At 41.4% G+C, this 25,679-nt stretch carries 20 protein-coding genes; all 20 read right to left on the bottom strand.

All coding sequences use genetic code 11. The features are described 5' to 3' along the window. Positions 1-95 precede the first annotated feature (95 nt). Positions 96-2,999: a TonB-dependent receptor gene (locus GSQ84_RS16750; protein ID WP_216848949.1), complete on the bottom strand. Its 2,904-nt coding sequence runs from the start codon at positions 2,997-2,999 to the stop codon at positions 96-98. A 279-nt stretch (positions 3,000-3,278) separates the two neighbouring features. Continuing rightward, complete coding sequence (locus GSQ84_RS16755; protein WP_158798417.1) at positions 3,279-3,677, bottom strand: VanZ family protein; 399 nt, start codon at positions 3,675-3,677, stop codon at positions 3,279-3,281. Positions 3,678-3,681: 4 nt separating this feature from the next. Next, a complete protein-coding gene (gene gcvH / locus GSQ84_RS16760; protein ID WP_158798418.1) occupies positions 3,682-4,062 on the bottom strand; it encodes a glycine cleavage system protein GcvH in 381 nt (126 codons plus the stop codon). 54 nt (positions 4,063-4,116) lie between these two features. Continuing rightward, entirely contained in the window at positions 4,117-11,274 is a 7,158-nt protein-coding gene (gene sprA, locus GSQ84_RS16765) for a cell surface protein SprA (RefSeq protein WP_158798419.1), read from the bottom strand. Positions 11,275-11,312: 38 nt separating this feature from the next. Continuing rightward, positions 11,313-11,897, bottom strand: coding sequence for a Holliday junction branch migration protein RuvA (gene ruvA, locus GSQ84_RS16770; protein WP_158798420.1), 585 nt, complete (start codon positions 11,895-11,897; stop codon positions 11,313-11,315). Between the two features lie 499 nt (positions 11,898-12,396). Continuing rightward, positions 12,397-13,725, bottom strand: coding sequence for a lytic transglycosylase domain-containing protein (locus GSQ84_RS16775; protein WP_158798421.1), 1,329 nt, complete (start codon positions 13,723-13,725; stop codon positions 12,397-12,399). A gap of 30 nt (positions 13,726-13,755) precedes the next feature. After that, complete coding sequence (gene gatA / locus GSQ84_RS16780; protein ID WP_158798422.1) at positions 13,756-15,201, bottom strand: Asp-tRNA(Asn)/Glu-tRNA(Gln) amidotransferase subunit GatA; 1,446 nt, start codon at positions 15,199-15,201, stop codon at positions 13,756-13,758. A 47-nt stretch (positions 15,202-15,248) separates the two neighbouring features. Next, complete coding sequence (locus GSQ84_RS16785; RefSeq protein ID WP_158798423.1) at positions 15,249-15,428, bottom strand: twin-arginine translocase TatA/TatE family subunit; 180 nt, start codon at positions 15,426-15,428, stop codon at positions 15,249-15,251. Between the two features lie 10 nt (positions 15,429-15,438). After that, a complete protein-coding gene (locus GSQ84_RS28080; protein ID WP_254070891.1) occupies positions 15,439-15,843 on the bottom strand; it encodes a twin-arginine translocase TatA/TatE family subunit in 405 nt (134 codons plus the stop codon). A gap of 47 nt (positions 15,844-15,890) precedes the next feature. Continuing rightward, positions 15,891-17,144, bottom strand: a complete 1,254-nt coding sequence (locus tag GSQ84_RS16795; protein WP_158798424.1) for a murein hydrolase activator EnvC — start codon at positions 17,142-17,144, stop codon at positions 15,891-15,893. 21 nt (positions 17,145-17,165) lie between these two features. Further along, the gene (locus GSQ84_RS16800) at positions 17,166-17,957 is read right to left on the bottom strand and encodes a DUF4292 domain-containing protein (RefSeq protein WP_158798425.1); all 792 of its coding nucleotides are present in this window, start codon (positions 17,955-17,957) and stop codon (positions 17,166-17,168) included. After that, the gene (locus GSQ84_RS16805; RefSeq protein WP_158798426.1) at positions 17,935-19,359 is read right to left on the bottom strand and encodes a tetratricopeptide repeat protein; all 1,425 of its coding nucleotides are present in this window, start codon (positions 19,357-19,359) and stop codon (positions 17,935-17,937) included. Before GSQ84_RS16805 ends, GSQ84_RS16800 begins: the two co-directional genes overlap by 23 nt. A gap of 8 nt (positions 19,360-19,367) precedes the next feature. Beyond that, positions 19,368-19,799, bottom strand: coding sequence for a dUTP diphosphatase (dut, locus tag GSQ84_RS16810; RefSeq protein ID WP_158798427.1), 432 nt, complete (start codon positions 19,797-19,799; stop codon positions 19,368-19,370). Between the two features lie 19 nt (positions 19,800-19,818). Then, a complete protein-coding gene (locus GSQ84_RS16815) occupies positions 19,819-21,306 on the bottom strand; it encodes a polysaccharide biosynthesis C-terminal domain-containing protein (protein ID WP_158798428.1) in 1,488 nt (495 codons plus the stop codon). 19 nt (positions 21,307-21,325) lie between these two features. Then, complete coding sequence (locus GSQ84_RS16820; RefSeq protein WP_158798429.1) at positions 21,326-21,610, bottom strand: acylphosphatase; 285 nt, start codon at positions 21,608-21,610, stop codon at positions 21,326-21,328. 11 nt (positions 21,611-21,621) lie between these two features. Continuing rightward, positions 21,622-22,569: a nitronate monooxygenase family protein gene (locus GSQ84_RS16825; protein WP_158798430.1), complete on the bottom strand. Its 948-nt coding sequence runs from the start codon at positions 22,567-22,569 to the stop codon at positions 21,622-21,624. Positions 22,570-22,573: 4 nt separating this feature from the next. Further along, the gene (locus GSQ84_RS16830) at positions 22,574-23,749 is read right to left on the bottom strand and encodes an amidohydrolase family protein (protein WP_158798431.1); all 1,176 of its coding nucleotides are present in this window, start codon (positions 23,747-23,749) and stop codon (positions 22,574-22,576) included. Between the two features lie 50 nt (positions 23,750-23,799). After that, positions 23,800-24,402, bottom strand: coding sequence for a cupin domain-containing protein (locus tag GSQ84_RS16835; protein WP_216848950.1), 603 nt, complete (start codon positions 24,400-24,402; stop codon positions 23,800-23,802). 107 nt (positions 24,403-24,509) lie between these two features. Next, positions 24,510-25,121 (bottom strand): hypothetical protein, encoded by a 612-nt coding sequence (locus GSQ84_RS16840; protein ID WP_158798433.1) that lies wholly within the window; start codon positions 25,119-25,121, stop codon positions 24,510-24,512. After that, complete coding sequence (locus GSQ84_RS16845; protein WP_158798434.1) at positions 25,118-25,669, bottom strand: RNA polymerase sigma factor; 552 nt, start codon at positions 25,667-25,669, stop codon at positions 25,118-25,120. Before GSQ84_RS16845 ends, GSQ84_RS16840 begins: the two co-directional genes overlap by 4 nt. Positions 25,670-25,679: the final 10 nt, after the last annotated feature.

The raw sequence follows: 25,679 nt of genomic DNA on the forward strand, positions 1-25,679 counted from the left end.
TTAGGCGGCAATTTAGACTTTATCAATAATAAATCCAAATAAAGAAGAGTTTATCCGCTATAGATATGATGTTGGCATTACATTCAGCCTGCTTCTTAGCCGCCGCCATTACCGCCGCCACCAAAACCGCCTCCGCCGCCACCACCATTTCCTCCACCACCAAAGCCTCCGCCGCCACCGCCGTTTCCACCACCGCCAAAACCGCCGCCTCTGCGTTCGCCCGGCTCTCTGTTTCCGCCTACATTCTTGCCGCCCATTTTATTCAGCGAATACGTGAAGGATAACAGGTAATATCTTTTCAGTACGTTATATCTTAAATCTGTAATTGCCGTATTGGTAGCTGTTCTGGTAATGCCCTGGTTCTGGTTGAGTAAATCGTTCACAGCTATTTTAAACATCCCTCTGTTGTTAAAAAACTGCTTACTGATAAAAGCATTCATAATGGTGTAATGCGTATCATAAGAAGGCCCCCCGCCTGTATTCTGATAATAATCTACATCTGTAGACACCCTGAAATTACCCGGGAACATATAACTGATATCAATGGTTGGGTTTAAAGTGTAATAAGTAGTATTGCTGCTTGCCTGTGCAGAATAAGTAGCCCTGTTAAATGATCCGGCTATGGCCGCTGTCATATCCAGCTTATCCATAGAGGAAACCAATCTGTATTTATTGGTCAGGGTTAAGTTATTGGTGATATTGCTGATATCATTGGTTTCGTTGGCCCCTCTTGCATAAGTACCTCCAAAATCAATGTTAAAGTTTAGTTTATTATCCTTTACAACCGGCACGCCTAAAGAGGTACCCAATGTACCTGAAAACACACCGTGAACATTGATCGGGGTAATCTCAAATTTACCTGAATTTGGGTTAGTTGGATCATCAATCAGCTTGCTGTCGTTTCCAAACCCATTAAAGGTCTGCGTTAAATTTCCGTATATAAATAAAGAACGGGAATGCGCGACATCAAAGTTATTGTATAAAAACGTCAGGTTGTTGTTAAATGAAGGTTTTAGGTTTGGGTTACCAATAGGAACGCTGACCGTATTGGTATTATCGGCAATGGGTTGAATCTGTGAAATAGATGGCTGTACAGTACTTCCGCGATACCTGATCACCAGACGTTTGGTCCTGCTGAAGCGATAGCGGTACACTGCACTTGGAATCACATTGGTAAAGTTCTGTGAAAACACAGCACCTGTGGTCAGGTTATCATTTGACCGGTCGGTATTTTGCACTGCTACACCTATGTTGAGGTTAGAGTTTTTAGTAGTATTGGTTAAACTGGCGCCCACTGCATTGGTAAAAGTTTTATTCTCGTAAGTATTGCTATACGTCAGATCCGGCACATCATATAAATTCGTGATCGGATTAAAATTATATGTAGCCCGGTCACTGTTATCGTAATTATACCCATTTTGATAATTCAGTTCCAGATTCAGTGCTTTAGACAGCGGTTCTGTATACACTAAACGGGCTGTATTACTGAAGGACTTGGCATTCTGGTTAAACAGCTGGTTGGTCAGTGCTGTTGATGATGAATCGGCATCTGTAGTGGTTAGGTTATTAATGTTGTTAAAATTCTTCGAATCACTATTGTTGATATTCGTATTCACATTCAGGGATATGGTACGGCCTCTTCTTTTGAACTTTTTCCGCAGGAGCAAAACATCAGCCAGTGTTGGCGCTGTAGTCCTGGTATTGAGGATCTGGCTTCCTATCGTTGTAGAATGCGCATAACTGTTTACATAACTGGTATTCTGGTTCAGGTCTGTTACAGAATAAGTAACCGTTGGCTGAATCCTGATGGAGGTGGTAGAATCGATCTTGGTATCCAGTAAAAAGTTAAAACGGTGGTTCGTTTTGTTGGTGGTACTGGTTAAATTCTGTTTGTTATTCGTTGTCACACCCTGACCCAGTAAATTTGTAATATCACTGGTCTGGTCATTAAACAGGGATGTTTTGTTAAAAAAGTAATTTGCAGAAAGTTTAGTTCCATTTTTGAACTCATTGGCATAATTTAAACCTGCAGCATCAGTAGTAGTAATTCCCTGTTGAGGGGCACCATTACTTGCCGCCTGGCTAAAACGGCCGCCACCGGCATTACCGGCACCACCACCAGCACCAAAGTTCTGCTTATTTACATTGTTAAACTGCCCGATTACCGACAGCTGCTGATTATCATTGAACTTATTTACATTCATGCTCACATCATAGCGGTTATCCGTTTCCGGGCCGTTATTGGTACCATAACCTGCACTGGTATTTCCAAAATACCCATTCTTCATGTTCTTCTTCGTCGTAATGTTGATGATCTTTTCCCTGTTTCCATCATCCACCCCGGTAAACTGCGCCTGATCTGACAGCAGGTCGATCACCTGCACTTTATCGATCATATCTGCGGGCAGGTTCTTGGTAGCCAGTAAAGGGTCGTTACCAAAGAAATCCTTACCGTCAATACGTACCCTGGTTACGGTTTCTCCCTGTGCTTTGATAGAACCATCTTTGGCTACATCTACACCAGGTAGTTTTTTCAACACATCTTCCACCACTGCATTTTCCTTCACTTTATAAGCCGCTGCATCATATTCAATAGTATCGGTTTTTACTGTTACAGGAATTACAGCGCCTTTGATTTCTACTGTTTTCAAATTGAGCCCGCTGTTATCCATGGCCAGGTTACCCAGGTTGGCAGCAGGAGCTGCAGCTGTAACCGTAAAGGTTTTATTAAAATTTTTTAAACCGAGGTAAGCCACTGTTAAGCGGTAAGAGCCTGGCGCCAATCCGCCGATTTGAAAAGTACCATCATGGTTGGTATTAACTGCGGTAGCACTTGAATCCTGAAGATTTTTTACACCTACGGAAGCAAAGTCTATAGGCGACTGGTCTTTGGCATTCACCACTTTCCCGGTTACCGACCCATTTTTAGTTTGTGCAAACGAAGCAACGCTGATAAACAGGGAAAGGATCAGCAAGAGGTATTTAGTCGAAATCTTCATGAAAAGTCAGGATATGTTTTAAATATATACATTCTCAGACTCCGTTCTATAGAAATAGTTTGTTTCAGACTGTTAAAAGAATAGTAACATTTTAAATACACCTCTTTTTTCGCCACAAACAGAAAGAAAAAAGGATGAAAATAAAAAAAGCAGAAATTCTAAGAATTTCTGCTGATATGATGTTGAGGATAAGTATTATAACTTACATGAGGGCAATGACATCCGCGTCTGAATATACCACAGCCACTCATCAGCCCTGCAAAAAGCAGGAAGAGTATACTAACTTTTAGTTTCATTATAGTTGGATTTATGTAAAAGTACATAATTGCAAACGCACATCATCACGCCGATCATGTCTGCACCCAAGTCCCACCATTCTGCCGAGCGGTAAGGGAAAAAGAACTTTTGGATGAGTTCAATTCCGCCACCCAGACAAAAAGTGACCAGAATAATTTTAAAAATGGTCAGTGCTTTAAAGCTGTAATTTCCTTGTCTTTGTATCCTGCCAAAAAAAATAAATGTAGTAAGGATATAGAAAAATCCCATATGCACCATTTTATCAAAGCCCTGAAAGAAAAACCCGGGAGAACCGCTCACATCCGGCATTCTCGCAGTACAAAGGATCAAAATGAAGATGGTCCATAAAAAAGACCAGACCTGAGATTTAATTATATCCATTCAATTATGCGCCTACTAAAGCCTGGTAAGCTGCTGCGTCTAGTAATTCATCAATTTGAGCTGCATCGCTAATGGTAACTTTAACCATCCAGCCTTTTCCATAAGCGTCAGAGTTAACCAGTTCAGGATTATCATTCAAAGCTGCATTAATTTCTAATACAGTCGCAGTTAAAGGCATATATAAATCTGAAACAGTTTTAACCGCTTCAACAGTACCAAAAACATTATCTTTAGTTACTTCTTCACCTACAGTATTAATATCAATATATACAATATCACCCAGTTCGCGTTGTGCAAAATCAGTTATACCAATATAGGCTTCATTACCTTCAACTTTAACCCATTCGTGGTCTTTAGTGTACTTTAGTTCTGATGGAAAATTCATTTTCTTATTCGATTTTAGATGTCAAAGGTAATTATTAAATATTTTATAGCAAGCCTAATTGAAGGTAATCCTTAAACTAAAGCCAAAGTTGCTGAACGACGTGGTATAGGTCTGCGAGGTATAAGGTTTAGTAATATTCGCATCATAGAATATCTTCAGATTAAACCGTTTGTTGAGCACGTAATTAACACTCGGACGATAAGTAATGTTTTTAGCGCCTGAGGAAATCTCGGCTTCGGCCACATCCGCTCTGTAGATCACCGTTTCATTATCCCTTACCGCAACATCCAGTTTAAAATCCATGTTGTTATCCATTTTCACTTGCTTGAACAAGCCAAAAGGGAACCTGAATTTCGCTGTACGGTAGCCTATTCCAAAGATCAGGTTATTCTCTGTCAACTGGGCCAGCTGGCTATTGGCAAGGCTTAAACCCAGCAGCCGTGTTTTATCCAGTTCCATATTTAGTGTCACATTGTTTTTTAGTCGGGTATCAATACCAATCAGCGGGGCAAACTGCTCAGCTATAGTTACCTGTGTGTATTGATAAAAAGGAAGGAAATTCTGGTTATCATCCCTGGCACTTACTGCACCATCCGTTTCCTGATAACCCAGCTGTGAATTAAAGCCGTTAATACTATAAATAGACCGGTAAGAATGTCTCAGGTCAATGGAACTAAAATTATCTTCCAGGAAACTTAGTCTGCCCAGTCCCCCGTAATTGATCCGCCAGTTAGGCAAAGGGATTTTCGGGAAAGCATTCAGGCTGATGGTGGAAGCATTTTTCCCAGAATAGGCAGCCATAAAAGCAGAGATGATCACGTCCTGTGAATTTTGGTTATAACCATCAGCATAACCATCTTTAACCCCTTTGGAATTTACGTTACCAGCGCCCAGGCGCTGAGAGATAATTTCCCGGTTAGCCATAAATTTATTGAACAACTTGGATACCGTAGCACCCGATTTGTCTGAAAATGCAGTACCAATGGTGATATAGGAAATACTATAATCACCGGTAGTGGAAGGACTCAGGTTAACGAAAGAACGGCTGTTGTTATCATACCTGAAATTGGTAGAATAATTAGTGGTTTTATTCTTATTTGCTGTTAAGGTGATCCTGAAATCTTTAAAAGGCTCCAGCACACTGGTAAAGCTTAAATCTTCTTTCAGGGTGTTCACATACAGCTGGGTTTGCAGCGTATCGGTAGTAATCCATCCATGATTGATGGCATCCTGCCTGATATCGGCCTGGCTTCCAAAAACAAAACCCAGTCCCGGAGCGCCATTGGCACTATTAATCCCCAGATAACTGGTGGTTGGCAGGTAACCTGGCAGGTAAATACCTTTGGTTTGCGTATAGGCTACGTTGATATTTTTAATACTTGTCAACAGGTTCAGCAGGATACCTGATCCGCTATTGTCATTTTTTATGTCTCTTAAAGCATCAAATTTATTGTACAGTCCATTAAAATTCAGGGTTGGATTCACCTGAATGGTTCTTGAGTTCTGAATGGTATTACCCAGGTTAATAGTGGGGTCCAGCAGGGTAGAAAGTGGTTCCGTTTGCCAGTCAAAGTTTGTTCCGTAGCGGGTAGCCACATTTACCCAGTCCAGCCCCGGAATTTTATTGATGGGCAGGTTATAGGTAATGTTCAGGTTATGGTTATAATCTGTGGTACGTCCCAGGCGCTTTAAATTTTGCCATAAAGTATCGCGCTGCAGCGGATTCAACTGTCCTCCCTGCGGCTCATCCACGATCGAATAGTTGGTGGCATCAAAATCTATGGTCATAGACTTAGTCAGGTTCCAGGATAACCCATATACCCTGGTGATCAGGAAGTTTTTACTATAAGTAGTATTAATTGGGGTATTATTTTCGGGATCCGGATTTCTAAGGCTGTTTTCAGAGCTTAAGCGGTCTACATCCATCCTGAAGTTAATGGCAGTTGGCATCAGGCTAAAATTAATATCCTTTAATATCGTCAGCAGGTTAGATTTAATCAATTTATCAAATGGCCGGTAATTCTTTGGCGGGGAAGAAAAACTATAGGCAAGAGAGCCGTGCCACGTTTTCTGGATAGTGCTCTGATTGATAAAATCGTGGTGCAGGTAACTGGTGTAGGCATAAGTTGCACTCCAGTTCTCTATGTCCCACACTTCAGCCTTTTGAGAAGGGTCTGTGCGTTCTTTGTGCACATTGGTAAAATTAATACTGTTACGTGTGGTCACATCCTGCGCATAGTTCAGAATTTCCTTTTTCTCCGTTTTTGTTTCTGCAGCAGCGAGCACTGTTTTCAGTTCAATATCAGGCATCATCGGGTCATACTCCGGTGTGCTTACCTGGCTTGAATAACTGATATACATCGGTATTCTTAAACCCGATTTTTTAGGAAAGAATTTTCCCAGTTCCAAGTTCGTAGAAATATCAAAAAGGGTATTATCGTCCCTGGAGCGGTCGCTTACTTTACTGTCCAGCGCACCAAAACCAATGGTAGATTTACTGCCCGAAACATTTACCTCTCCCAGGTCGGCAAGTTGTGCGTTCATCCTTGCAGTAGCCGCCCATCCGCCTTTTTCATCGTATTCAGTCAGCCTCAACTCATCAAACCAAACAATCGCACTTTTCTGCAAGCCATCGTCATTCTGCGTAGCGGTAGTTTTTAAAGGATTTTTTATTCCCAGCATATAAACCTTTATCTGGCTCATATCCGGCTGCCCCTTAATGGTTATGGTTTTGCCATCCTGTACATAAGTATAAGGCTTGGTTATGTCCCAGGCCAATCCATTTGCCCCACGGGCTTTATTTCTGGCCAGCTTGGCATTCTGGAAAAGCTCCAGCTGCACATCGATCACATTGGCTTCCGGCCAGATCTTATTGGGATCTTTGGTGTTGGGCAGCGTAACGGTTAAGGGCTGTGAATATTCGTAATAATTATCCTGGTAATCGGCCCCCACCCTGATAAAGGCGGTCAGGTCGCCATTGGCCAGCGTAGCTGTTGGCAATGCTTCCAGGTGGACAAACATTTTTAATCTTTTATAGGACCTGAAATCACTTAAGGTAGTCTTAAAAGCAGCACGGCCATATCCATCCCTTAAGGAATTAATGGTCAGTGCCAGCGACTGCTCATTTAATTTAGTATCTGTTTTATAGTTCGTATAATCTACATCCTGTACAATTCCCGGCGGCACCACATAAGGAATAGGAGAACGCTGACCATTTTCATTAACACTTACTGTACTGATGTCAATAGTGGAATTATCCGGAGTAACCGTTACCAGTGCCGGGTCGGTAATAACTTGTGTGCCTATATTATCTGTATTATATTTTCTCCACTCTCCCCTTACCAGCTGAATTTTACCAAACCTCAGTACGGTGGTATCTGCATAATTGGTTAGGAACATCCTTAAAAAGCGGATAGATTTAAAATCCTGGATATCCCCAACTTTTTGCTGATAATCTGATAATGGAATACGGATCTGGTACCAGGTAACCGGTGCAGTCTGACCATTTGCAAGTTTAACCTGGGTGGTAACGGCATCTGTCACATAATTTTTCCCGATCTGCAAATCGGCCTTACGCATGGATACTTTATATTGAAAATATTCATCAGACTGCGTCATGTTATTATCCCTGTTCACATCTTCACCATCCGGCAGGGAGGTAGAAGCAGAATTATCTATCCCAATCGCTGCGGTAGACTGCTGAGAGGTTTTTGAGTTTCCTTCTGTTCCATTATAGTTCTCATATCTTTTTAAGATACCTGCATTAGCCTGATCCAATTCTGGCCCCCTGTAATAAGTATAGTCATCAGAACTTGGGTCATTTACCAATTGGCTTGCCGCTGTTGAATTTAACTGTCCTTTGATCTGGTTAACTACCGGAGCAAACTTTCTGCGTTCATCTGCATCGGATAAACCATCCAAACCTACATCCTGTGCTTGTCTTGCTGATGGGTCATTGTCAAAAGCCTGTACTACTGGTTGTAATTTGGGTACCCTGCCCCAGTTGGTTTCATCATATTGCGTCGGGTCTTCCGTTGCAGGCAAGCCATTTTCCAGGGATTTCCTTCCATCCCGTAAGATATCTTCAGAAAGGTTTCCAAGGTTAAAATACAGATCTCCTCCTGCAGAATTAGGCTTATAGATATAAGGGTCCATCACCCATAGTTCTATATACTCGATATTCAGGGCTTCAAAATCATTGGTGTCAATCTTTCTGAAGATACCTCCCCAGCGGGATTTTGGATTTTGCAGCTCACCATTGGAGCCGAAACCAGTAGTTGCATAATTATAAGGCCCTCTTATGGTTGGATAAAAAGCCACGTTTAAGGTAGGTAAAGCTACGGCTTGTCCTGCGGGCGTTTGCTGTAAAGGAAAAACTTCCTGCGTAATGATTTCCCTAACATAGTGGTTAGACAACTCACTTCTGTTATTACGCAGACTGGACGGAAAAGCCGACGAAGTCTTATCGTAAAATGTAGGATCGATATTATAAAAAGCAATTTTTGCCCGGTTATAACCGTAAGCCAGGTTATCAATCAATTGTGATTCACTAAAAAACTGAGGTGTGGCAGACAATTGCCATGCTATGGAACTCTTCAAATCGATCACTGCACTGGCAGACTCAAAATCATCCAGATAACTTACGCCCCCTTTGTCGCCTTCACTATTGATCGCACTGGAATGACCTGGAATAAGCTTGGCAAATTCTGCTGCAAAAGTAACCTTTGAAGGAGCTTTGGTAGAGATAAAGGGCAGCTTATCTACCATCTTGGTTAAAAACCTGGAAGGCGAATTGTAATTCATATCCAATCCCCAGATACTATTGTTTACCGGTTCATCCCCAATATTCACTTTAGTGGTCAGTGGTTTTTCTGAAAGATTTAAAAAGGTTCCCCCCAAACTCAGTTTATTACTCACCCGGTAATCCAGTCGCGTACCAAACAACGACTTCTGCTGTAAACCAAACATCTCACTATCTTCCGTGGTGATCCGTATCGGCTGACCTGAAATCAGTATGCCTGTATTGATGATCGTTACCCTACCGCCCTGGTAATCTACAGTAAAGTCTACCCCCTCCTGTAAAGGAATAGTTCCCGAAAATACTTTTACAGATCCCTGCGGGACATTAATGGAATTTAAGCTGAATACAGAGGAGACATTAGATTGGTAAGTACCTTTGATGATATACCTGTTCTGCTTTAAAAAAAGCTGCTGGGCAATTACCTTGGTAGAATCGTAGAGTGCAGTGAAAGTATATTTATCAATCAAGGCCTGTTCACTGGTATTAAATTGGGCAGCAAGGTCTTTACCAAAAGGCTCTACTACCGGAAAAATGATACGCCCGTTGAGCGGATCTATGGTAATATATCCAGTATTGCTGTTTGAAATCAGACCGGCAGCGGTGATACTATTTGCAGCAGCTCCAATGCTCCCTATTGCTGAAGCCGCGGCCGTAGTGGTGGTTCCTGAAAAAGGTTTGTCCTCCGCCTCATAATCAAATATACCATCAGGTTTCTTTTCATTCTGCGGGTTTAACCTGTCGAGCCCGGTAAGATTGATCCACAGTTTATTGCTGGTTTTTAAACCTTCATTCATCACTGGAGACTCCGTACCGGTTTCATTATCCAGCCTGGTGATATCCAGTTTGAAATTCTGCGGGCTGATCTGGTAACCGCCAATGGAATAGATGTTTTTCATCATCAGGTTCCAGGTAGGCAGGTTTGTTTTAATCGTTTCGTTTTTCAGCAGTTTTACAAATAAAACTTTAGGCGTATTGGGATCAAAATTGATATCCGTAGAGAACTCTCCAACCTGATACTGCACCCCATTATAAGTATACTGATAAGCAACAGCCAGTACTTCATCCGAGTTCAGTGCATTATTTAAGGAAATATAACCCAGCTGGGAATGATAGGAATATTCTTTGTCGGTTAATTTACGGGCATAGGTAAGCTTGGCAAAATTATCTGTCGACCCGTTAGCCTGGAAATAGGAAATTACATCGTTTGAATTGGTTAGCCTGGCCCCTGCAGGCAGTTTGGCCAGTAAATTATTGGACTGTTTGCTTCCGCGCAATACAAAACCTGAAGGCAAAGCTGCATAACCCGCCCCGCCCGTTACCTGCGCCGTATTATATGGGATATTCTCTCCCAGATCGATCAATCCTAAAACATCCCTGGCATCTGTAGTGCTACCTGTTTTGTTGGTGATCCATACCTCCACTTTCGTGATGTTAATTCCGGAAAGAACAGTTGGGGGATTCGCCAGGTTCTTATTGTAGTTATCCCTGAAATACCTGGCTAAAAAGTAATGTTTGTTGGCTTCATAATTATCGCCGCCAAAGCGGTATTCATTTTGTTGCGCACCATTATTGATCTTCAGCTCTTTGGTTTGCGACTTCTGTTGGGAAATAATAGTGGTGACGTTTAGTTTCCCAAACTGCATTTGTGTTTTAACCCCAAACAATGCCTGGGTACCCTGAATCAGCGTAGTGTTCAAAGGCATACTCACATTTCCTACCTCTAACTTCTTGATGATGTCATCCTCACCACCTGTATAATCGAGCTTCACCTGATTCTCAAAATCAAATTGCGCTTCAGTATTATAATTCATGTTGATCTTCAGCTTGGTTCCTACGTCACCCACCACATCCATCTGGATACGCTGGTTAAAGTCGAAATTACTCTGTGATCTTTGCTGTTCATTGAACAAAGGATTTTCATTCGTGTTGATACGTCCCAGCAAAGTCAGCTCTGCTTCACCGCGGGGCTGTATATTGATCTGATTACCCCCAAAAAGCTTTTCAAATGATCTGTTGTTGACCTCCAGACTTGGAATAATCCCTGTGTTCCGTATTTCCTCTGTTTCGGCATTGGAGATTACCCGCCAGTTGTCGCGCTTGATCTCACTATTAATTAAACGCTGGTATTCTTCGATGGTCAGGTACTGAGGGGCACTAAAAAACCGGCCGCCGATCCTTTCCCTGATGATGTAACGTTTGTTTACCGCATCATATTCCACTTCCCTTTTAAAGTTATCCGGCAGCGGGTTAAACGAATCAAAAGGCTGCCGGATACCTAAAATAGACTTTTCTTTTAGCCCAAAGTTATTCCTGGTTGTATCCAAAAGGTTCACCCGGCTAACCTGTGAGAAAGCCCGGTTCCCGCACAAGAAAAAGATCAAGAAGAGGATTAGGGTAAAAGTCTTTCTCAAAGGCGGAAAATTATGGGTGATATTTTAACGGTTCTTTTTTATAAATTTTTTAAAGCAATTTTAATCATCTGTTCCACTGTCAAATCCACCCCGCCACTTTTCACCGCATTGTCTATTGACTTTTCGGCAGGTAGTTTTGCAAATCCAAGCATCATCAATGCAGATAAAGCTTCCTCTCTAACCGTATTGTTTAGCGGGGCAGCAATTAATGATCCTGTACCTTCTTTTTTTAACTTATCCTGCAGTTCTAACACCAGGCGTTGTGCCGACTTCACGCCTATCCCTTTAATCCGCTGGATCAGGGGCAGGTCTGCATTTACAATGGCAGTTTGAATTTCTGATGGTGTAATAGAAGAGAGCATCATACGTCCTGTATTAGGACCAATACCCGAAACCGATATCAGGTGCAGAAACAATCTTCGCTCTCCTTCATCCATAAACCCGTACAGGGTATGTGCATCTTCTTTTACATGCAGCCATACATATATTTTGCAGCGTTCTTTATCGCCCAGGCCACTATAGGTATTCAGGGAGATATTGATATGATATCCTATTCCACCAGCCTCAACCACGATATAAGCAGGACATTTAAAGGTTAGCCTGCCATCTATATAATCATACATATTTATAATTTTTAATCATTACGCCCAAAATTATCTCCAATTTTGCGCTAATCTACTAAAAGGAATTTACCTTTTAATGACCTAACATTTATCCTTAAACGCACTGTAAAGCACCACCAAACTATAATTCCCGAACCCATTCCAGACAATATTTCCATTGAATTTCATTCCATCCTGCATAAGAAAACATTATTCCACTCAAAGTTAAAATCTGAATATAAATTAGACCTTGACTGAATGTTAAATTTGAATATAAATCGGATTACATCTGATGAAACAGCTAATATTTTTCCGGAGATACCCACAAAGTGGACGCACAAGAAGGTTATGAATTTCATAGCATTAGCTCAGATTAAAGAATAGATAGTTTGGTTAAAGTACCTAAATACAAATACAGCATAAAACAGTATTTACAGCTATGATACTTTAACGAATATGGGGAAATATTTCAGCAAAAAAACCTGCCGGCAAGAAATGAACAAAAAGAACAGAATCTTAATTATAACCTTCCTGAAGTCTGTGAGTCAGACTTTTCATTGCTCCGGTAAGACATATATTTCTTTCCTGAATGGGCGTCTCCATGTTTACTGAGTCCCTGTGTTTTAGAAACAATTAATTTTTGTCCCGGAACAATACTATTCCCTTTCAATTTGTTCCACACTTTTAAGTCTTGTACTTCAACATGGTATTCATCCGCAATAGCAGTCAGGTTCTGTCCTGCTTTTACTTTATGATAAGCTAGGGAAGATTTGCGTTCGGACAGCTCAGCGTGTCTTTTATGTAACCTTCTGTCATCATTAGACGCCTGTATGATCTGCGTGTCCATATTTACCTCATGGGTATTGAGTACCTCATAGATATTGGCAAAGCTGGCAATGCTTACACTAGGCATAATAATCCGTTTAGGTGCTTCCGGAGATCCGTTAACAATCTTTTTCTTGTAAGAAGGATTTAACGTACAAAGGTCTTCTTCGTTCATGGTAAGGGCTTGTGCCAGTTCAGTAAGTGAAACAAACCTGTTTACCTGTATGGTATCCGTTTTGATAGCAAACAATGATTTCTGCGACGTGATCTGATGTTTTGAAGGATAGTTCATCACATAGATCGTAGCAATAAATGCAGGCACGTAATTACGGGTTTCGAGTGGTAAATATTGTCTTAACACCCAAAAATCCCTTGAATTGGCTTTAATAATGGCACGGTTCACGGCACCGGTTCCGCAATTGTAAGCCGCAATAGTTAATAGCCAGTCGCCCAGCTCTGCATAGGCATCTTTGAAATATTTCGCAGCCGCATAACTTGCCTGGATAGGATCTTTACGTTCATCAACAAAATTATCAATGTTCAATCCATAACCTTTAGCGGTGGAGAACATGAATTGCCATAGGCCCGTTGCACCTACCCTTGAAATGGCATGCGAGTTCATAGAAGATTCTATGATCGGCAGGTATTTTAGCTCCATAGGCACATTAAAAGCCTTTAGCGCGTTCTCAAAAATCGGGAAATAATATTCAGACAGGCCCAGCATTTTACCCATCTGGTCTTTTCTGCCGGTATAAATATCGATGTAACGCTGTACGGATTCATTGTAACTCAATGGGATCTGTTTCTGAATAGAATCCAGGCGCTTTTTATAGGTAAAATTATAATTGTAGAATAAGGAATTTTCCATGACCAGCGGAACTGCTGTAGTGTCACTGGCTAAACGGGTTGATAAGAAGCTGACAGGAGACACAGAATCAAGCTTGTTTATATTTTGCTGAGCGTATCCTGTAAGGGCAGAGAATGCAAACACGCAATAAGAAAGAATAAGTCTGTGTATTTTCATAGGCTGTCGTTTGCCATCTGCAACGAATAATTAATTGATAATTTGCTTAGGTGAAGCGATATGCGTAAAACTATTTGTCAGGGAAAGTAAAACATCCTCTTCAAAGTGTTTCGCCATTAATTGTAAACTTAACGGTAATCCAGCCAAATTATTGCCTAAAGGCAATGCAATTGCAGGTACGCCTGTTAATGAAGCCAGGACCGTAAAAATATCGGCCATGTACATCACCAGCGGATCTTCTATATTTTCCCCTATTTTAAACGCAGGAGTGGGTGCTACCGGAGTAAGGATCACATCGTAATCTTCAAAAAGTTTTTCTATTTTATTTCTGATTAACCGTCTAACCTGTTGTGCTTTTTGGTAATAAGCGTCATAATAACCTGCGCTCAATACAAATGTACCCAGCAGGATCCTTCTTTTCACTTCTTCTCCAAAACCTTCGGCCCTGGATTTTTTATACAGGTTATTCAGGTTTTCTGCCTGAAGGTTACGGTAACCGTAATGTACCCCATCATATCTGGAAAGGTTAGAAGAAGCCTCAGCAGCAGTTAATACATAATAAGCAGGCACCAGGTAATCCAGCAAATCGAAAGATACATAATCAACACTATGCCCCTGTGCTTTAAATTGTTCAATTGCCTGAAGAATGGCATTTTTAATTTCCGGATCCAGTGCTTCACTTTCCAGTGTTTCACGTAAAACGGCAATTTTCTTTGTACCTGTATTTTCTAATTTGGCTAAATATCCGGGAACGGGTAAACGGGATACTGTACTGTCGTGCTCATCAGCACCCGCCAGCACTTCCATTAACAGCGCAGCATCACTAACGGAAGAAGTCAGCGTACCCACCTGATCAAAAGAAGAAGCATAGGCAATTACCCCATACCGGGAAATACGTCCATAAGTAGGTTTTAAGCCAAAACAGCCACAGAAAGCAGCAGGCTGCCTTACCGAGCCGCCGGTATCCGTACCTAGGGCAGATAAACAGAGATCTGCCTGAACTGCCACAGCAGAACCGCCAGACGATCCGCCAGCTACCCTTTCCGTATCCGCAGCATTGCGTACCGGTCCGTAATAAGAAGTTTCATTGGAACCGCCCATAGCAAATTCATCGCAGTTTAACCTGCCGATGATAATAGCATCTTCAGCAAGCAAACGTTCTGTAACGGTAGAAGAATAAGGAGACACAAAACCTTCCAGCATTTTCGAAGACGCAGTGGTAGCATGATCCTTGTAAAGGATATTATCTTTAATACCAATCACCATACCGGCAAGTCTCCCTGCGGTACCTGTATCAATCTTATCCTGAACCTTAAGCGCTTGTTTTTTTGCGGAATCAAAAAAAACCTCATTGAATGCATTGAGGTTTTTATTTTTTTCAATCTGCGTAAAATAATAGGAAAGAAGATCGGGAAGGAGAATTTGTTTTTTTACGATAAGTGCTTGTATCTCTGATAAAGAGTTATATTTCTTCAAAACTATCAAACAGGAATTAAAAGGTTAGAAAATCAAGATTAAACCGTCTATGGCTTGCGCTGATCGTGATCTGCACCATCTTTACCGTCTTTAAATTCTTTTACTCCCTGGCCTAAACCTTTCATCAGTTCAGGTATTTTTTTACCGCCGAAAAGCAATAAAACAACCACTAAAATAATAAGAATCTCTGGTGTGCCTAAGGCTCCACATACAATTGCGTTTAACATAATCTTTTAGTTAAATTTTATTTTTTTCCGTTTCCGGTGTTTCTGAAGTTATTATTGCAGCAGTATGCTCAACAGGGACAGCTACAGCTGTGTGTTCTACAACTACCTCTTTCGTTAAGTTAATTGGTTCTTTAACTTCTGTTTTAGGATACATTTGCTCTTCCAGAGTAGGTTTTACCTCAGCTGCTGCTACCGGTGCATTAGGATCTTCTTCCAAACCAACAGCGTTGATATTGCGGTGAATCTCTCTTTTAACACCTTCTGAGGCGTCTTTGAAATCTCTGATTCCCTGTCCAAGGCCTCTGGCCAGTTCAGGTAATTTTTTACCTCCAAACAAAAGCAGCACTACCGCCAGGATCAGCATGATCTCTGAACCACCCATATTTAAAAATTCCAATACTATTCCTGTACTCATATCAATTCAAATTTATTAGCAAATATAAACATTTTAGATCCAATTATTTACTTTGCAATCCAAGCTTCCGGATTCAGCTTAGACTGTCCCCTCATGATCTCAAAATGCAGTAAAGGACCGTCCGATGTGGTAGCAACCGTACCGATAGACTGGCGGGTTTCTACTTTTTCTCCTTTTGACACACTGGAAGATCTCAGGTTCTGATAAATGGTGAAATAATCACCATGGCGTATTGCCACTACATAGATCCCCTGGATCACCCTTACAAATAATACTTCCCCGCCAAATACAGCCCTTACCGAAGCACCATCACTGGTCAGGATGTTTACCCCATCATTGGTATAACCAGCCTCCCCTTCTGTGTGCCTTCCAAAGCCTTCTGTAATTGACCCTTGTGCTACCGGCCACGGTAAGCGGCCCCTGTTATTTTCAAACCCGGCAGACAATTTCGCCGCCTCAGGCGTTGAAGTCAGGTAGTTTGTTGTTGTTTTTGCCCTTTCTACGGGAGCTGGCTTATTATCGGCCCTTGCTTTCGCGGCCGCTGCCCTGGCTTCATCCTCAGCCTTTTTCCTTGCTATGGCAATTTCCCTGGCAATGGCATTTCTAATCTCGCGGTCTATAGCAGCCTGCTGTTTTTTACCTTTTGCAATATCATGGCTATATTGCTTTTCCTGTTTACTAAACTGGTTCAGCACATTGGCCTGCTCGCTTTTATTTTTCGCCAGCTTGGTGCGTTCATTTTCCTGCTCACGCAACAGGTCATTCTTAGCTTTTAAACTCTTGTCCAGTACAACAATTTTATAGTTCAGGTTTTTTTCTGTTCCCTGTATATAATCAGCCTGTTTTTTACGGTACTGACCAAATTCCTGTAAATATTTTATTCTTTTATAAGCCTGGTTAAAGTCGCGGGCGGCAAAAATAAACATCATTTTATCATATGAGTTCCTGTTTCGCTGCGCAAACCTGATCATGGCTGCATATTCTTCTTTAAGCTGGCTAAGCTGTCCTTGCAACGAATGTACGGTATTCGTATTCTCGTGGATTTCACTATCCAGATTTTTTATTTCAGAATTGATCACGGTGATCTTATTCTGCATTAACCCAATTTTCGCACTTAAGGCGTGTATCTCACTCAAAGTAAGCTTTTTACTTTGAGACGCCTTGTCCAGATTCTTCTGTAAAAGTTCAATTTCCCGCTGTAGGGCTTCTTTTTTTCTTTTCAGCTGGGAGCTGCTTTGGGCAAAACCCGCAGAAGCGAACGTAACTAACAAAAGAAATAAAAGTAATTTGTGTGACTTCATTGCATCAAAAGTATAAAAAATTTAGTTTATTAATTCAAACCTTTTAGGAACAGTGAAGGGAAAATCAAGCGGAACATTCCGTTCTATTTTTGAAAAATCAAAGGTGAGATTGGTTTTCTTCTTGCCAGACATAGAATTGAGAGTCACTACCGAAGGGTAAAGGCCTTCAATAACCTGCTGATAATCGGAGTAGGTAACCTTCAATGCCTGCCCTGCTTTAGGATCATTTAGGTCGGCCTCCGAAGATTTAAGCAAACTATTGAACAATATCTTATAGGACAGATCTACTTTATTGCCACTCAGCACAAATATTCCTGCGTTTTGATGCAGTGCAGCCTGTTCGGTGGTAAAATCAGCAATCGTGTTTCCAGTAATTACTGATTGCAGCATTTTAAACGTAACCTGCTTGCTGGTAAAACTATTCAGGTAACTGAAAGGTTTTTTAACGCTTAATGCCTGAATGTTATTTCTTACCAGCACACTATCCGGAGTGATCAGCGCCCTTGCAACTTCAATTCCCGCGAAAGCGGTAATGCTTACCCAGATCTTTTCATCTTTCTTGATCCGGATAGTAATGTTTGCGTCCTGTGCGTTCCCGTTCATATCCACGTTTACCTTACCTTTTAGCGAAAGTGTATTAAAAGGAAGGTCTTTACTCTTCAGCAGCTTCAGGTTTTCTGCCTTTTTATCATTTACCACTACCGGGACTTTGGCCACGGGAGGAACAGCAACCACTGCTTTTTTGGTTTTACAGGCCATCACCAGTGTAAGCAGAACCAGGGCCAGCAGGCTATTTAAAGTATTTCTTTTCATTAATTTTTCGTTTTAACAGTGCCGAGTCATTTCCGGCGTCCCTCGATTTCTTCCACTGCAGCAATGCCTGATCGGTATCTCCGATAAAAAAAAGAATATCGCCATAATGCTCCAGATAAACACTGTTTTCTTCTTCATTGTTTTGTAAGGCCTTCTCTATCCATGTTCTGGCCATCACATACTTACCTCCCTTAAACAAGATGAGGGCATACGTATCGGCGATAGAAGCATCATCAGGTAAACCTCTGGCAGCAACATCAATTAAAGAAGCAGCCTTATTTAAATCTACATTCCTCAACGCCAGATAATAGGCATAATTGTTCATGATCAGGTAATTCTGAGGATCCAGTTGCAGTGCTTTTTCAAAAGCTACATCTGCAGCCTGGGTTTTATGCTCATCAATCAGGATTTCTGCCTGCAGGGCAAAGATCAGTGCCTGTAATTCTTTGTTATCACCATCGAGCTCCAATGCAGACTTGATATGTGCTAAAGCCAGGTTATTCTGATTTTCACGGTGCAGGGCAAAAGCCATATAATAATATAAAATAGCCTGGTTAGGGTATAAGGACAATGCCGTTTTACCTGTTTCTGCCATTTCTGCAAATTGCCCCAGTAAGATTTGAATGTTCAGGACCTTTTCCCAGATACTATACAGCTGGCTATTTATTTTTAAGGTCTTCTGATAACTGTTCAGCGCAGCGGGAAGATTTCCATTTTCATACAATACATCTCCGTAAAGTGCGAGGAAAAGAGGGTCATCCTGATGGGTTTTAGCTATACTTTCCAGTACAGTGCCAGCCGCTGTAAAGTTTTTCTTTGCTATATACAAAGTAGCAACAGCCATTGCGTCGGCAGGATGTTCAATGCTGTCCAGCCTTCCCATAGCCTTGTCTAGTGCCGGAGAAGAACCGAACTTTTTTTCTAAAACGGAATAGGCATCCTTAGCCTCTTCCTTTTTTCCTGCGATAGAAAATGCGTTTGCCTTATCAAAATAATAGTTTTGCTGGTCGGGCGCTAAACGGATCAGCTGATCAAAAATAGGGATAAGGCTATCCATATTTCCGGTGCTTTTATAAACTTCTGCAAGTAATTTCCAGTACCACAAATTATCCGGATCGATCTCAGTGGCTTTTTTTATGGCTTCTTCTGCTTCAGGCATTTTATTCTGGCGGAAGTTTAGCAGGGCAATTTCATACCAGGCAGGTGCATTTCCTGCGTCTATAGTAGTGATTTGGCTAAAGCTTTCATTGCTTTTGGCATAGTTAGCATTTAACTTATCCTTTAAGCCAGCAAAGAAAAGTTGTTTAATGAGTACGCTATCTGAACCGGATAGCTTTACCTGCTGGGCAGATAATTGCAGTCCTGCAAGCAGCATACAGCATAAAACAACGATCCTGTTCATGTTAATTTTTATTTACCCGTATGTCCGTAACCACCATGGCCACGTACGGTATCACTCAGTTCTTCCACACTTTCCCAGCTCACCGTTTCATGTTTTGCAATCACCATCTGTGCAATTCTGTCGCCATTATTTACCACAAAATCCGTATCCGAAAGGTTGATCAGCAATACTTTGATCTCCCCGCGGTAATCTGCATCAATGGTACCTGGTGAATTTACAATACTGATTCCATGTTTATAGGCCAGCCCGCTGCGCGGACGGATCTGCGCTTCATAACCCACGGGCAGCTCAATATGTAAACCTGTAGGTACCAGCATACGCTGCATAGGTTTGATCACCAGTTCTTCAGTGATAAAAGCCCTCATGTCCATACCAGCAGCATGGGCCGTTTCATATTGCGGCAATGCCAGTCCCGATTTGTTGATAATATTGATCTTCATTTTGTAATATATATTTATTTTATTTACCTCTTGCCAAAAGCACTTTTACTTCATCCTTTTCTATAACGAATATTCCTGCAAAAAATAACAGCAGCAATCCATTTCCAATATAAATATTTCTGTGAAATACCCAGAAAGATAAAACAACCATCACTAGAGAAGTTACCAGATAGAGCAGTATCCTGTTTAATTTATAAGGAATAGGATAATATTTTTGTCCCAATATGTAGGAAATTACCATCATCACAAAATAGGCCAGCATAGAAACCCATGCAGAACCCATGTAGCTATATTTTGGGATCAGGATAACATTAAATACAATGGTTATCACTGCCCCTACCATAGAAATGTAAAGTCCGAATTTGGTTTGATCTGACAGTCTGTACCAGATAGAAAGGTTCATATAAATCCCCAGGCAAACATAACCAAACAGCAGATAGGGAACTGCAGGCAATCCAATCCAATAGTGGCTATTAATAAAATGTTTCAGGATTTCGATATTCGCCACCAGTGCCACGAACAATACAGACAAGGCGATCACAAAATAATGCAGGATCGTGGCATAAGTATTCCGCGCATTGGCATGTTTGGCATGACTAAAGAAAAAAGGCTCTGCTCCCAAACGGAAAGCAGTAATGAAGATACTCAGGAAAATGGCAATCTTGCAAACAGCCCCATAAATTCCTACCTGAGCATCAGCGATAGATTTTGGGAGCAGCTGGCTCAGTACAATTTTATCCAGGTTCTCGTTCACGATAAATGACAAATTCGCAACCAGGATAGGCCAGCTGTAAGAAAGCATCTTAAAGAAAAGTTCTTTGTCAAATTTTAGCCTGATCTGCAAAAATTCCGGGAGCAGCATGGCTAAGGTAATGATACTGGCTATCAGGTTGGAAATAAACACATAACCTACCCATCCTGACCGATACCAGGATGCACACCATCCGGCTAGGGGCAACTGGTGGCTGATGATTACCGGAACCACATAAATAAAAATCAGGTTAAAGCCCACAAAGCTGCCAATATTTAAAAATTTGATCAGGCTGTATTTAAAAGCTTTTTCATCCGCACGGATCTTAGCAAATGGAATCACACAAATCGCGTCGATAAATAATATCCATACGAAAAAACGGATGTACTGCTGATAATCTGAAACCTGCAATTTGATCCCATTATTGATCCAGCCGGCAATGGAGTTGGCAAATACAGAACCTGTGATCAGGAACAGCACCGCAATAAAGGCGATGCAAATAAAGGAATTGTTGTATACCTCCTGCTTTTTATCTTCATGTTTGTTCAGGTACCTGAAAAAAGTACTCTCCATACCAAAAGCCAGCACGGCATTGATCAGGGAAGCATAACTGTACAGTTTGGTAAAAATACCATACACACTCGGTACATATACACTTGTAAACAGGGGGGTTAAGATAAAATTAAACAGCCTGGATAATACGGTACTCAAACCATATACTGCCGTCTGACCTATAAATTTTTTTAAAACTGACACTTGATGAGGTTAATGGATATTAATTCCAATCCGATTTTTTAATAATTTCAAAATTACGATAGTTTTTCAGTTCAGCTTCCGTAACCTCAACGTTTTCTATCTGCGACCTGTCTGGTCCTTCATTACACCATTCCAAAAAAACTTCCAGCAGCATTTCATCTGCTTCGGCTTCGAGGTATACGCTGCCGTCTTTCTCATTTTTGATCATGCCTCTCACACCCATCTGATCTGCCACTACTTTTGTGGTAAACCTGAAACCTACTCCCTGTACTTTCCCTGTTATTTTAATATTGATATGCTTCATCTATATTTTATTTAAAAATTGAGCTGTTTAAGCCGGTTTTTCTCCTGCAAAAATTCCTGCCAGATCTCTTCCAGGATCACCGCAGCGGGTTTAATTTCTTTTAACAGCGCCGAAACCTGACCGATTTCCAGCTCTCCTTCTTCCATATTTCCTTCAAACATACCTAATTTTGCTCTTGCATGCCCTAATAAGGCACTTAATGTTGTACGATTGGCACCTTCAGCTTCTGCCATGGCAATAGCCTCTTCAAAAGAATTTTTCAGCAGCCTTACGGGTACCAGCTTTTTCATTCTCAGTTTGGTATCACCTTCCACCGCATTAATAATCCTTTCTTTAAATGCAGGATGCGCAGAAGACTCTTCGGCAACAGCAAATGCTGATCCTACCTGCACACCTTCCGCTCCCAGGGCAAAAGCAGCCAGCATACTTCTTCCTGAAGCGATCCCTCCAGCAGCAATTACCGGAATATTAACCGCATCCACCACCATAGGCACCAGGCATAAAGTAGTCGTCTCTTCTCTCCCATTGTGTCCGCCAGCTTCAAAACCTTCGGCAACCACAGCGTCAACACCACAGCTTTCTGCTTTGACAGCAAATTTGGTATTCGAAACCACATGCACAACAGTCATACCTTTTTCTTTCAAAAAGCCTGTCCATAGGGCGGGATTCCCAGCAGAGGTAAAAACGATCTTCACCTCTTCTTCTGCCAGCAGCTGCATCACTTTTTCTGTGTCTGCGTATAACAGGGGTACATTTACCGCGAAAGGTTTTGTGGTAGAACTTTTTATTTTCCGGATATGTTCCCTCAATACTTCAGGATACATAGAACCGGCACCAATAATACCGAGGCCTCCTGCAGAAGATACTGCCGCCGCCAGACGCCACCCACTGCACCATACCATCCCTGCCTGTATGATTGGGTACTGAATATTAAATAAACTTGTGATACGGTTTGACATGACATTAAATTAAACGCTTAATGCTGCTTTCAGCAGTTAAACGATCACCATCCAGCTTCTCAATTAAATTGATTCCTGGTCTTTTCCCTTTCTCCAGGCTCCCGTATTGTGAGCTTATCCCCAAAAAAGCCGCTCCGTTAAGTGTTGCCCATAACAGTAATTCACTAAAAGAAACTGCTGCCTGCTCCTGCAGGGTAAACATCTCCGCCAATATACTTAACTGATGATTGCTGCCCAGACTGTCTGTACCCAGGGTAATCTTCAAACCAGAATTTTTTAACAAAGCAACATCCGGCAGCCTGTTTTCAATATACAGGTTTGCATTAGGACATAAACACCAGTACAAATTGGGATGCGTCTGCGCGGCAAATTCAAGATCTTCCCTGCTGGTAAAAGTATTGTGGACCAGTAAAGTTTTGGCAGCAGGAGATAAAAGCGGAAGATAACTTTGCAGCGAGCTCTTTCCCTTAGCGGTAAAGAATGAAATATCCAAACCTAAGAATTGGTATAACTTCAAAAAATGTCCCTCCTTCTTTTCAAAAAAAGCATTTTCATCCGGTGTTTCCTGGTTGTGGATAGAAACTGATTCTCCCTCTGCACCGGAGGTCCTGAAGATCTCATCAAATAGGGGCTCAGATACAGAATAAGGTGCGTGGGGAACAATAGTTGCTTTTAAGGGTGCAAAAGCATCCCTTGTTTCCTCAGCTTTTTTAATGATATCAGCTGCCTTTTCAGGATTAAAACCCATGGTTTCCACAAACGTATGGTAATACATCCTGCTTTTTAGCTTTACTCCTCTTGAGGAAAGCTGATTGGAAATATCACCCGTTGCCACAATACCATTTTCATACATCTCGGCATCTGCCTTTTCCATTGCTGCTTCAATTTCTTCAGCATCAGCAGCCCGCAACTGCATGATCTGCTGTACAAATCCAGATAATCCGGTATGTAAAGGGATTTTTCCAAAAAGGTGAGAAAGCTCCAGGTGGCAGTGTGTATTGATCAGGCCAGGTATAAGAATGCCCTGATACTGCCTGATGTTTTGTATATTTTTTGATTTCGCTGCCGCCGCCGTTAGTATTTCGAGAATGGTACCATCAGTATCGATGGCAATTACTCCGTTTTCTAATGGAGCAGAGCTGACAGGATAGATCCAGGATGCAGACAGATAAGACCTCATATTTACAAATTACGGTTATTCTGCCCAAAGCTTAAAAAGATAAAGCAGAATTATGCCGCTACTTTTACCCGTTGGAGAAGGATTTTACAAGGAAAGAGTGAAGTAACGATTACATGGTGTTTTTTATGCAGCGGTATCTGCAAATAACTTCCCGGCACCAGGTCAAAGGCCCCAGCATCTTCTATAGTAATTGTACAGGTACCTTCCAGGATCAGGAACCGTTCAAATTCATCATCATGCGTTTCCTGAGGGGCCATCTTTCTCAGGTACACAATAGCCGTCATCAGTCGGTCAGGGATGGCGCTGATAATTCTTGCATGGATTTCATCCACCTCATCATGAGCTACCGGAGCCATGCTGTCAATAAATCCCTGATATTCTGTTATGGTAGAAGACGCCGATAATTCAGGCGCCATCACAAAGGGTTCGCCTTTATTTAACCGGCCTATATAATCTGCCGTAGCAACTACAAATGGCCCGGTAAGTGAGTCAGGTATTCCGGCATGATCAAGTGCGTCCTTTTCCATCGCATCATATAAATCGCTGATTTTTTTATCGATATTAGAAAACATATCCGCCATGAGCCTGATTTCCGCATTTTGTTCGGCGGTTGTTTCATCCCTGACGTAAGCTTCCAATATTCCTGAGGCCATATATTCTTCGCAGCTTATCATGATACTACTGATCCCTTCAATTGTTAATTGTCTTAACTATTTTTCTGTATGAGCTGCAGACATTACAATTTATATGTCGCAGTAAATTACGCGGCTACCTTTTGCAGGATAGCTTTGCAGTGTATAGCAGAAGTAATGATCACATCATGATTCTTATGTAGTGGAATCTCCATGTAGTCGCCTCTTTTTAAATTATAAATTCCCTCATCTTCAACAACAATTGTACAGCTGCCTTCGAGGATCAGGAATCTTTCATGTATATCATCATGAACTTCAGATTCCAGCTCGGTTAACCAAACGATCATTGTTGTCATTTCCCGGGTATGACTGATGATTTTCACAAAATTATCTTCGTAATTTTCAGGCAATACCATATCCGGACGATCAATCCATTCCGCATAATCTTCTATTGTAGAAGATTCAGTTAAAAGAGGGACTACAGCAACAGGCTCTCCAGCCATTCTCCGCATCCTATAATCAATTTTAGTGATTAAAAGTGATTTACCTGATCTCCTGGGTTCAATAGCATTTTTCAGCGCATCGTTTTCAATTTCATCAAATAACTGATTGATTTTTGCTCTAACTTCAGGAAACAATTCTGCTGTTAAGTTCACCAGTTGATTTTCCTCTTTGGTAGTTTCATCTCTAACATAAGCTTCCAATATCCCGGATAAGATGAACTTTTCAGCTACTGTCATGATAGGACCGATCCTTTCAACTGTTTCAGCGTTTTCACCATTTCCCCACGCAAATTCTCTACAGACATATTCAGTTTTTCTGCGGCTGCAGCAAAACCATAGGACTCAAAATATATCAAACGTATAGCTTCGCGTAGTATTACATCTACACCTGCTGCAAATTGTTCACCTTCAGTGCGTTGTTTTTCCTGAAGATACTTTTTAAGATCACAGGCATAAACCAGGTCAAACCCTTCGCGTATCTCATCATCCAAAAATTTTTCTTTAGCCAGTGCCCCATATAACTTGCTTGTTTTCGCAATTTTCAGCATCCAGGTAAATAAACGTTCTTTGGAGGGATCGTAATTCAGCCGTTCAGACCATATCTTAAAAAACGCCTCATGCATACAGTCCTCCGCCAGTTTCTGGTCACCTATTGTCCTTGTTAATACACCCAAAACGGCAGGAGCATATTTATTATACAGCTTTAAATAATCATCTTCATTCCCCTGCTGAAACAGGGTAACCATATTTTTATCAATAACATCCAGAGAAGAAGGAGTTGCCATATTATATTCT

Origin of the sequence: Pedobacter sp. L105, assembly GCF_009765875.1 — a bacterium.
Classification (GTDB): domain Bacteria; phylum Bacteroidota; class Bacteroidia; order Sphingobacteriales; family Sphingobacteriaceae; genus Pedobacter.

Coding starts and splice junctions, on each gene's coding strand:
- GSQ84_RS16750 (WP_216848949.1), bottom strand. CDS start 2,999: ATGAAGATTTCGACTAAATACCTCTTGCTGATCCTTTCCCTGTTTATC.
- GSQ84_RS16755 (WP_158798417.1), bottom strand. CDS start 3,677: ATGGATATAATTAAATCTCAGGTCTGGTCTTTTTTATGGACCATCTTC.
- gcvH (WP_158798418.1), bottom strand. CDS start 4,062: ATGAATTTTCCATCAGAACTAAAGTACACTAAAGACCACGAATGGGTT.
- ruvA (WP_158798420.1), bottom strand. CDS start 11,897: ATGTATGATTATATAGATGGCAGGCTAACCTTTAAATGTCCTGCTTAT.
- GSQ84_RS16775 (WP_158798421.1), bottom strand. CDS start 13,725: ATGAAAATACACAGACTTATTCTTTCTTATTGCGTGTTTGCATTCTCT.
- GSQ84_RS16785 (WP_158798423.1), bottom strand. CDS start 15,428: ATGTTAAACGCAATTGTATGTGGAGCCTTAGGCACACCAGAGATTCTT.
- GSQ84_RS28080 (WP_254070891.1), bottom strand. CDS start 15,843: ATGAGTACAGGAATAGTATTGGAATTTTTAAATATGGGTGGTTCAGAG.
- GSQ84_RS16795 (WP_158798424.1), bottom strand. CDS start 17,144: ATGAAGTCACACAAATTACTTTTATTTCTTTTGTTAGTTACGTTCGCT.
- GSQ84_RS16800 (WP_158798425.1), bottom strand. CDS start 17,957: ATGAAAAGAAATACTTTAAATAGCCTGCTGGCCCTGGTTCTGCTTACA.
- GSQ84_RS16805 (WP_158798426.1), bottom strand. CDS start 19,359: ATGAACAGGATCGTTGTTTTATGCTGTATGCTGCTTGCAGGACTGCAA.
- dut (WP_158798427.1), bottom strand. CDS start 19,799: ATGAAGATCAATATTATCAACAAATCGGGACTGGCATTGCCGCAATAT.
- GSQ84_RS16820 (WP_158798429.1), bottom strand. CDS start 21,610: ATGAAGCATATCAATATTAAAATAACAGGGAAAGTACAGGGAGTAGGT.
- GSQ84_RS16825 (WP_158798430.1), bottom strand. CDS start 22,569: ATGTCAAACCGTATCACAAGTTTATTTAATATTCAGTACCCAATCATA.
- GSQ84_RS16830 (WP_158798431.1), bottom strand. CDS start 23,749: ATGAGGTCTTATCTGTCTGCATCCTGGATCTATCCTGTCAGCTCTGCT.
- GSQ84_RS16835 (WP_216848950.1), bottom strand. CDS start 24,402: ATGGCCTCAGGAATATTGGAAGCTTACGTCAGGGATGAAACAACCGCC.
- GSQ84_RS16840 (WP_158798433.1), bottom strand. CDS start 25,121: ATGACAGTAGCTGAAAAGTTCATCTTATCCGGGATATTGGAAGCTTAT.
- GSQ84_RS16845 (WP_158798434.1), bottom strand. CDS start 25,669: ATGGCAACTCCTTCTTCTCTGGATGTTATTGATAAAAATATGGTTACC.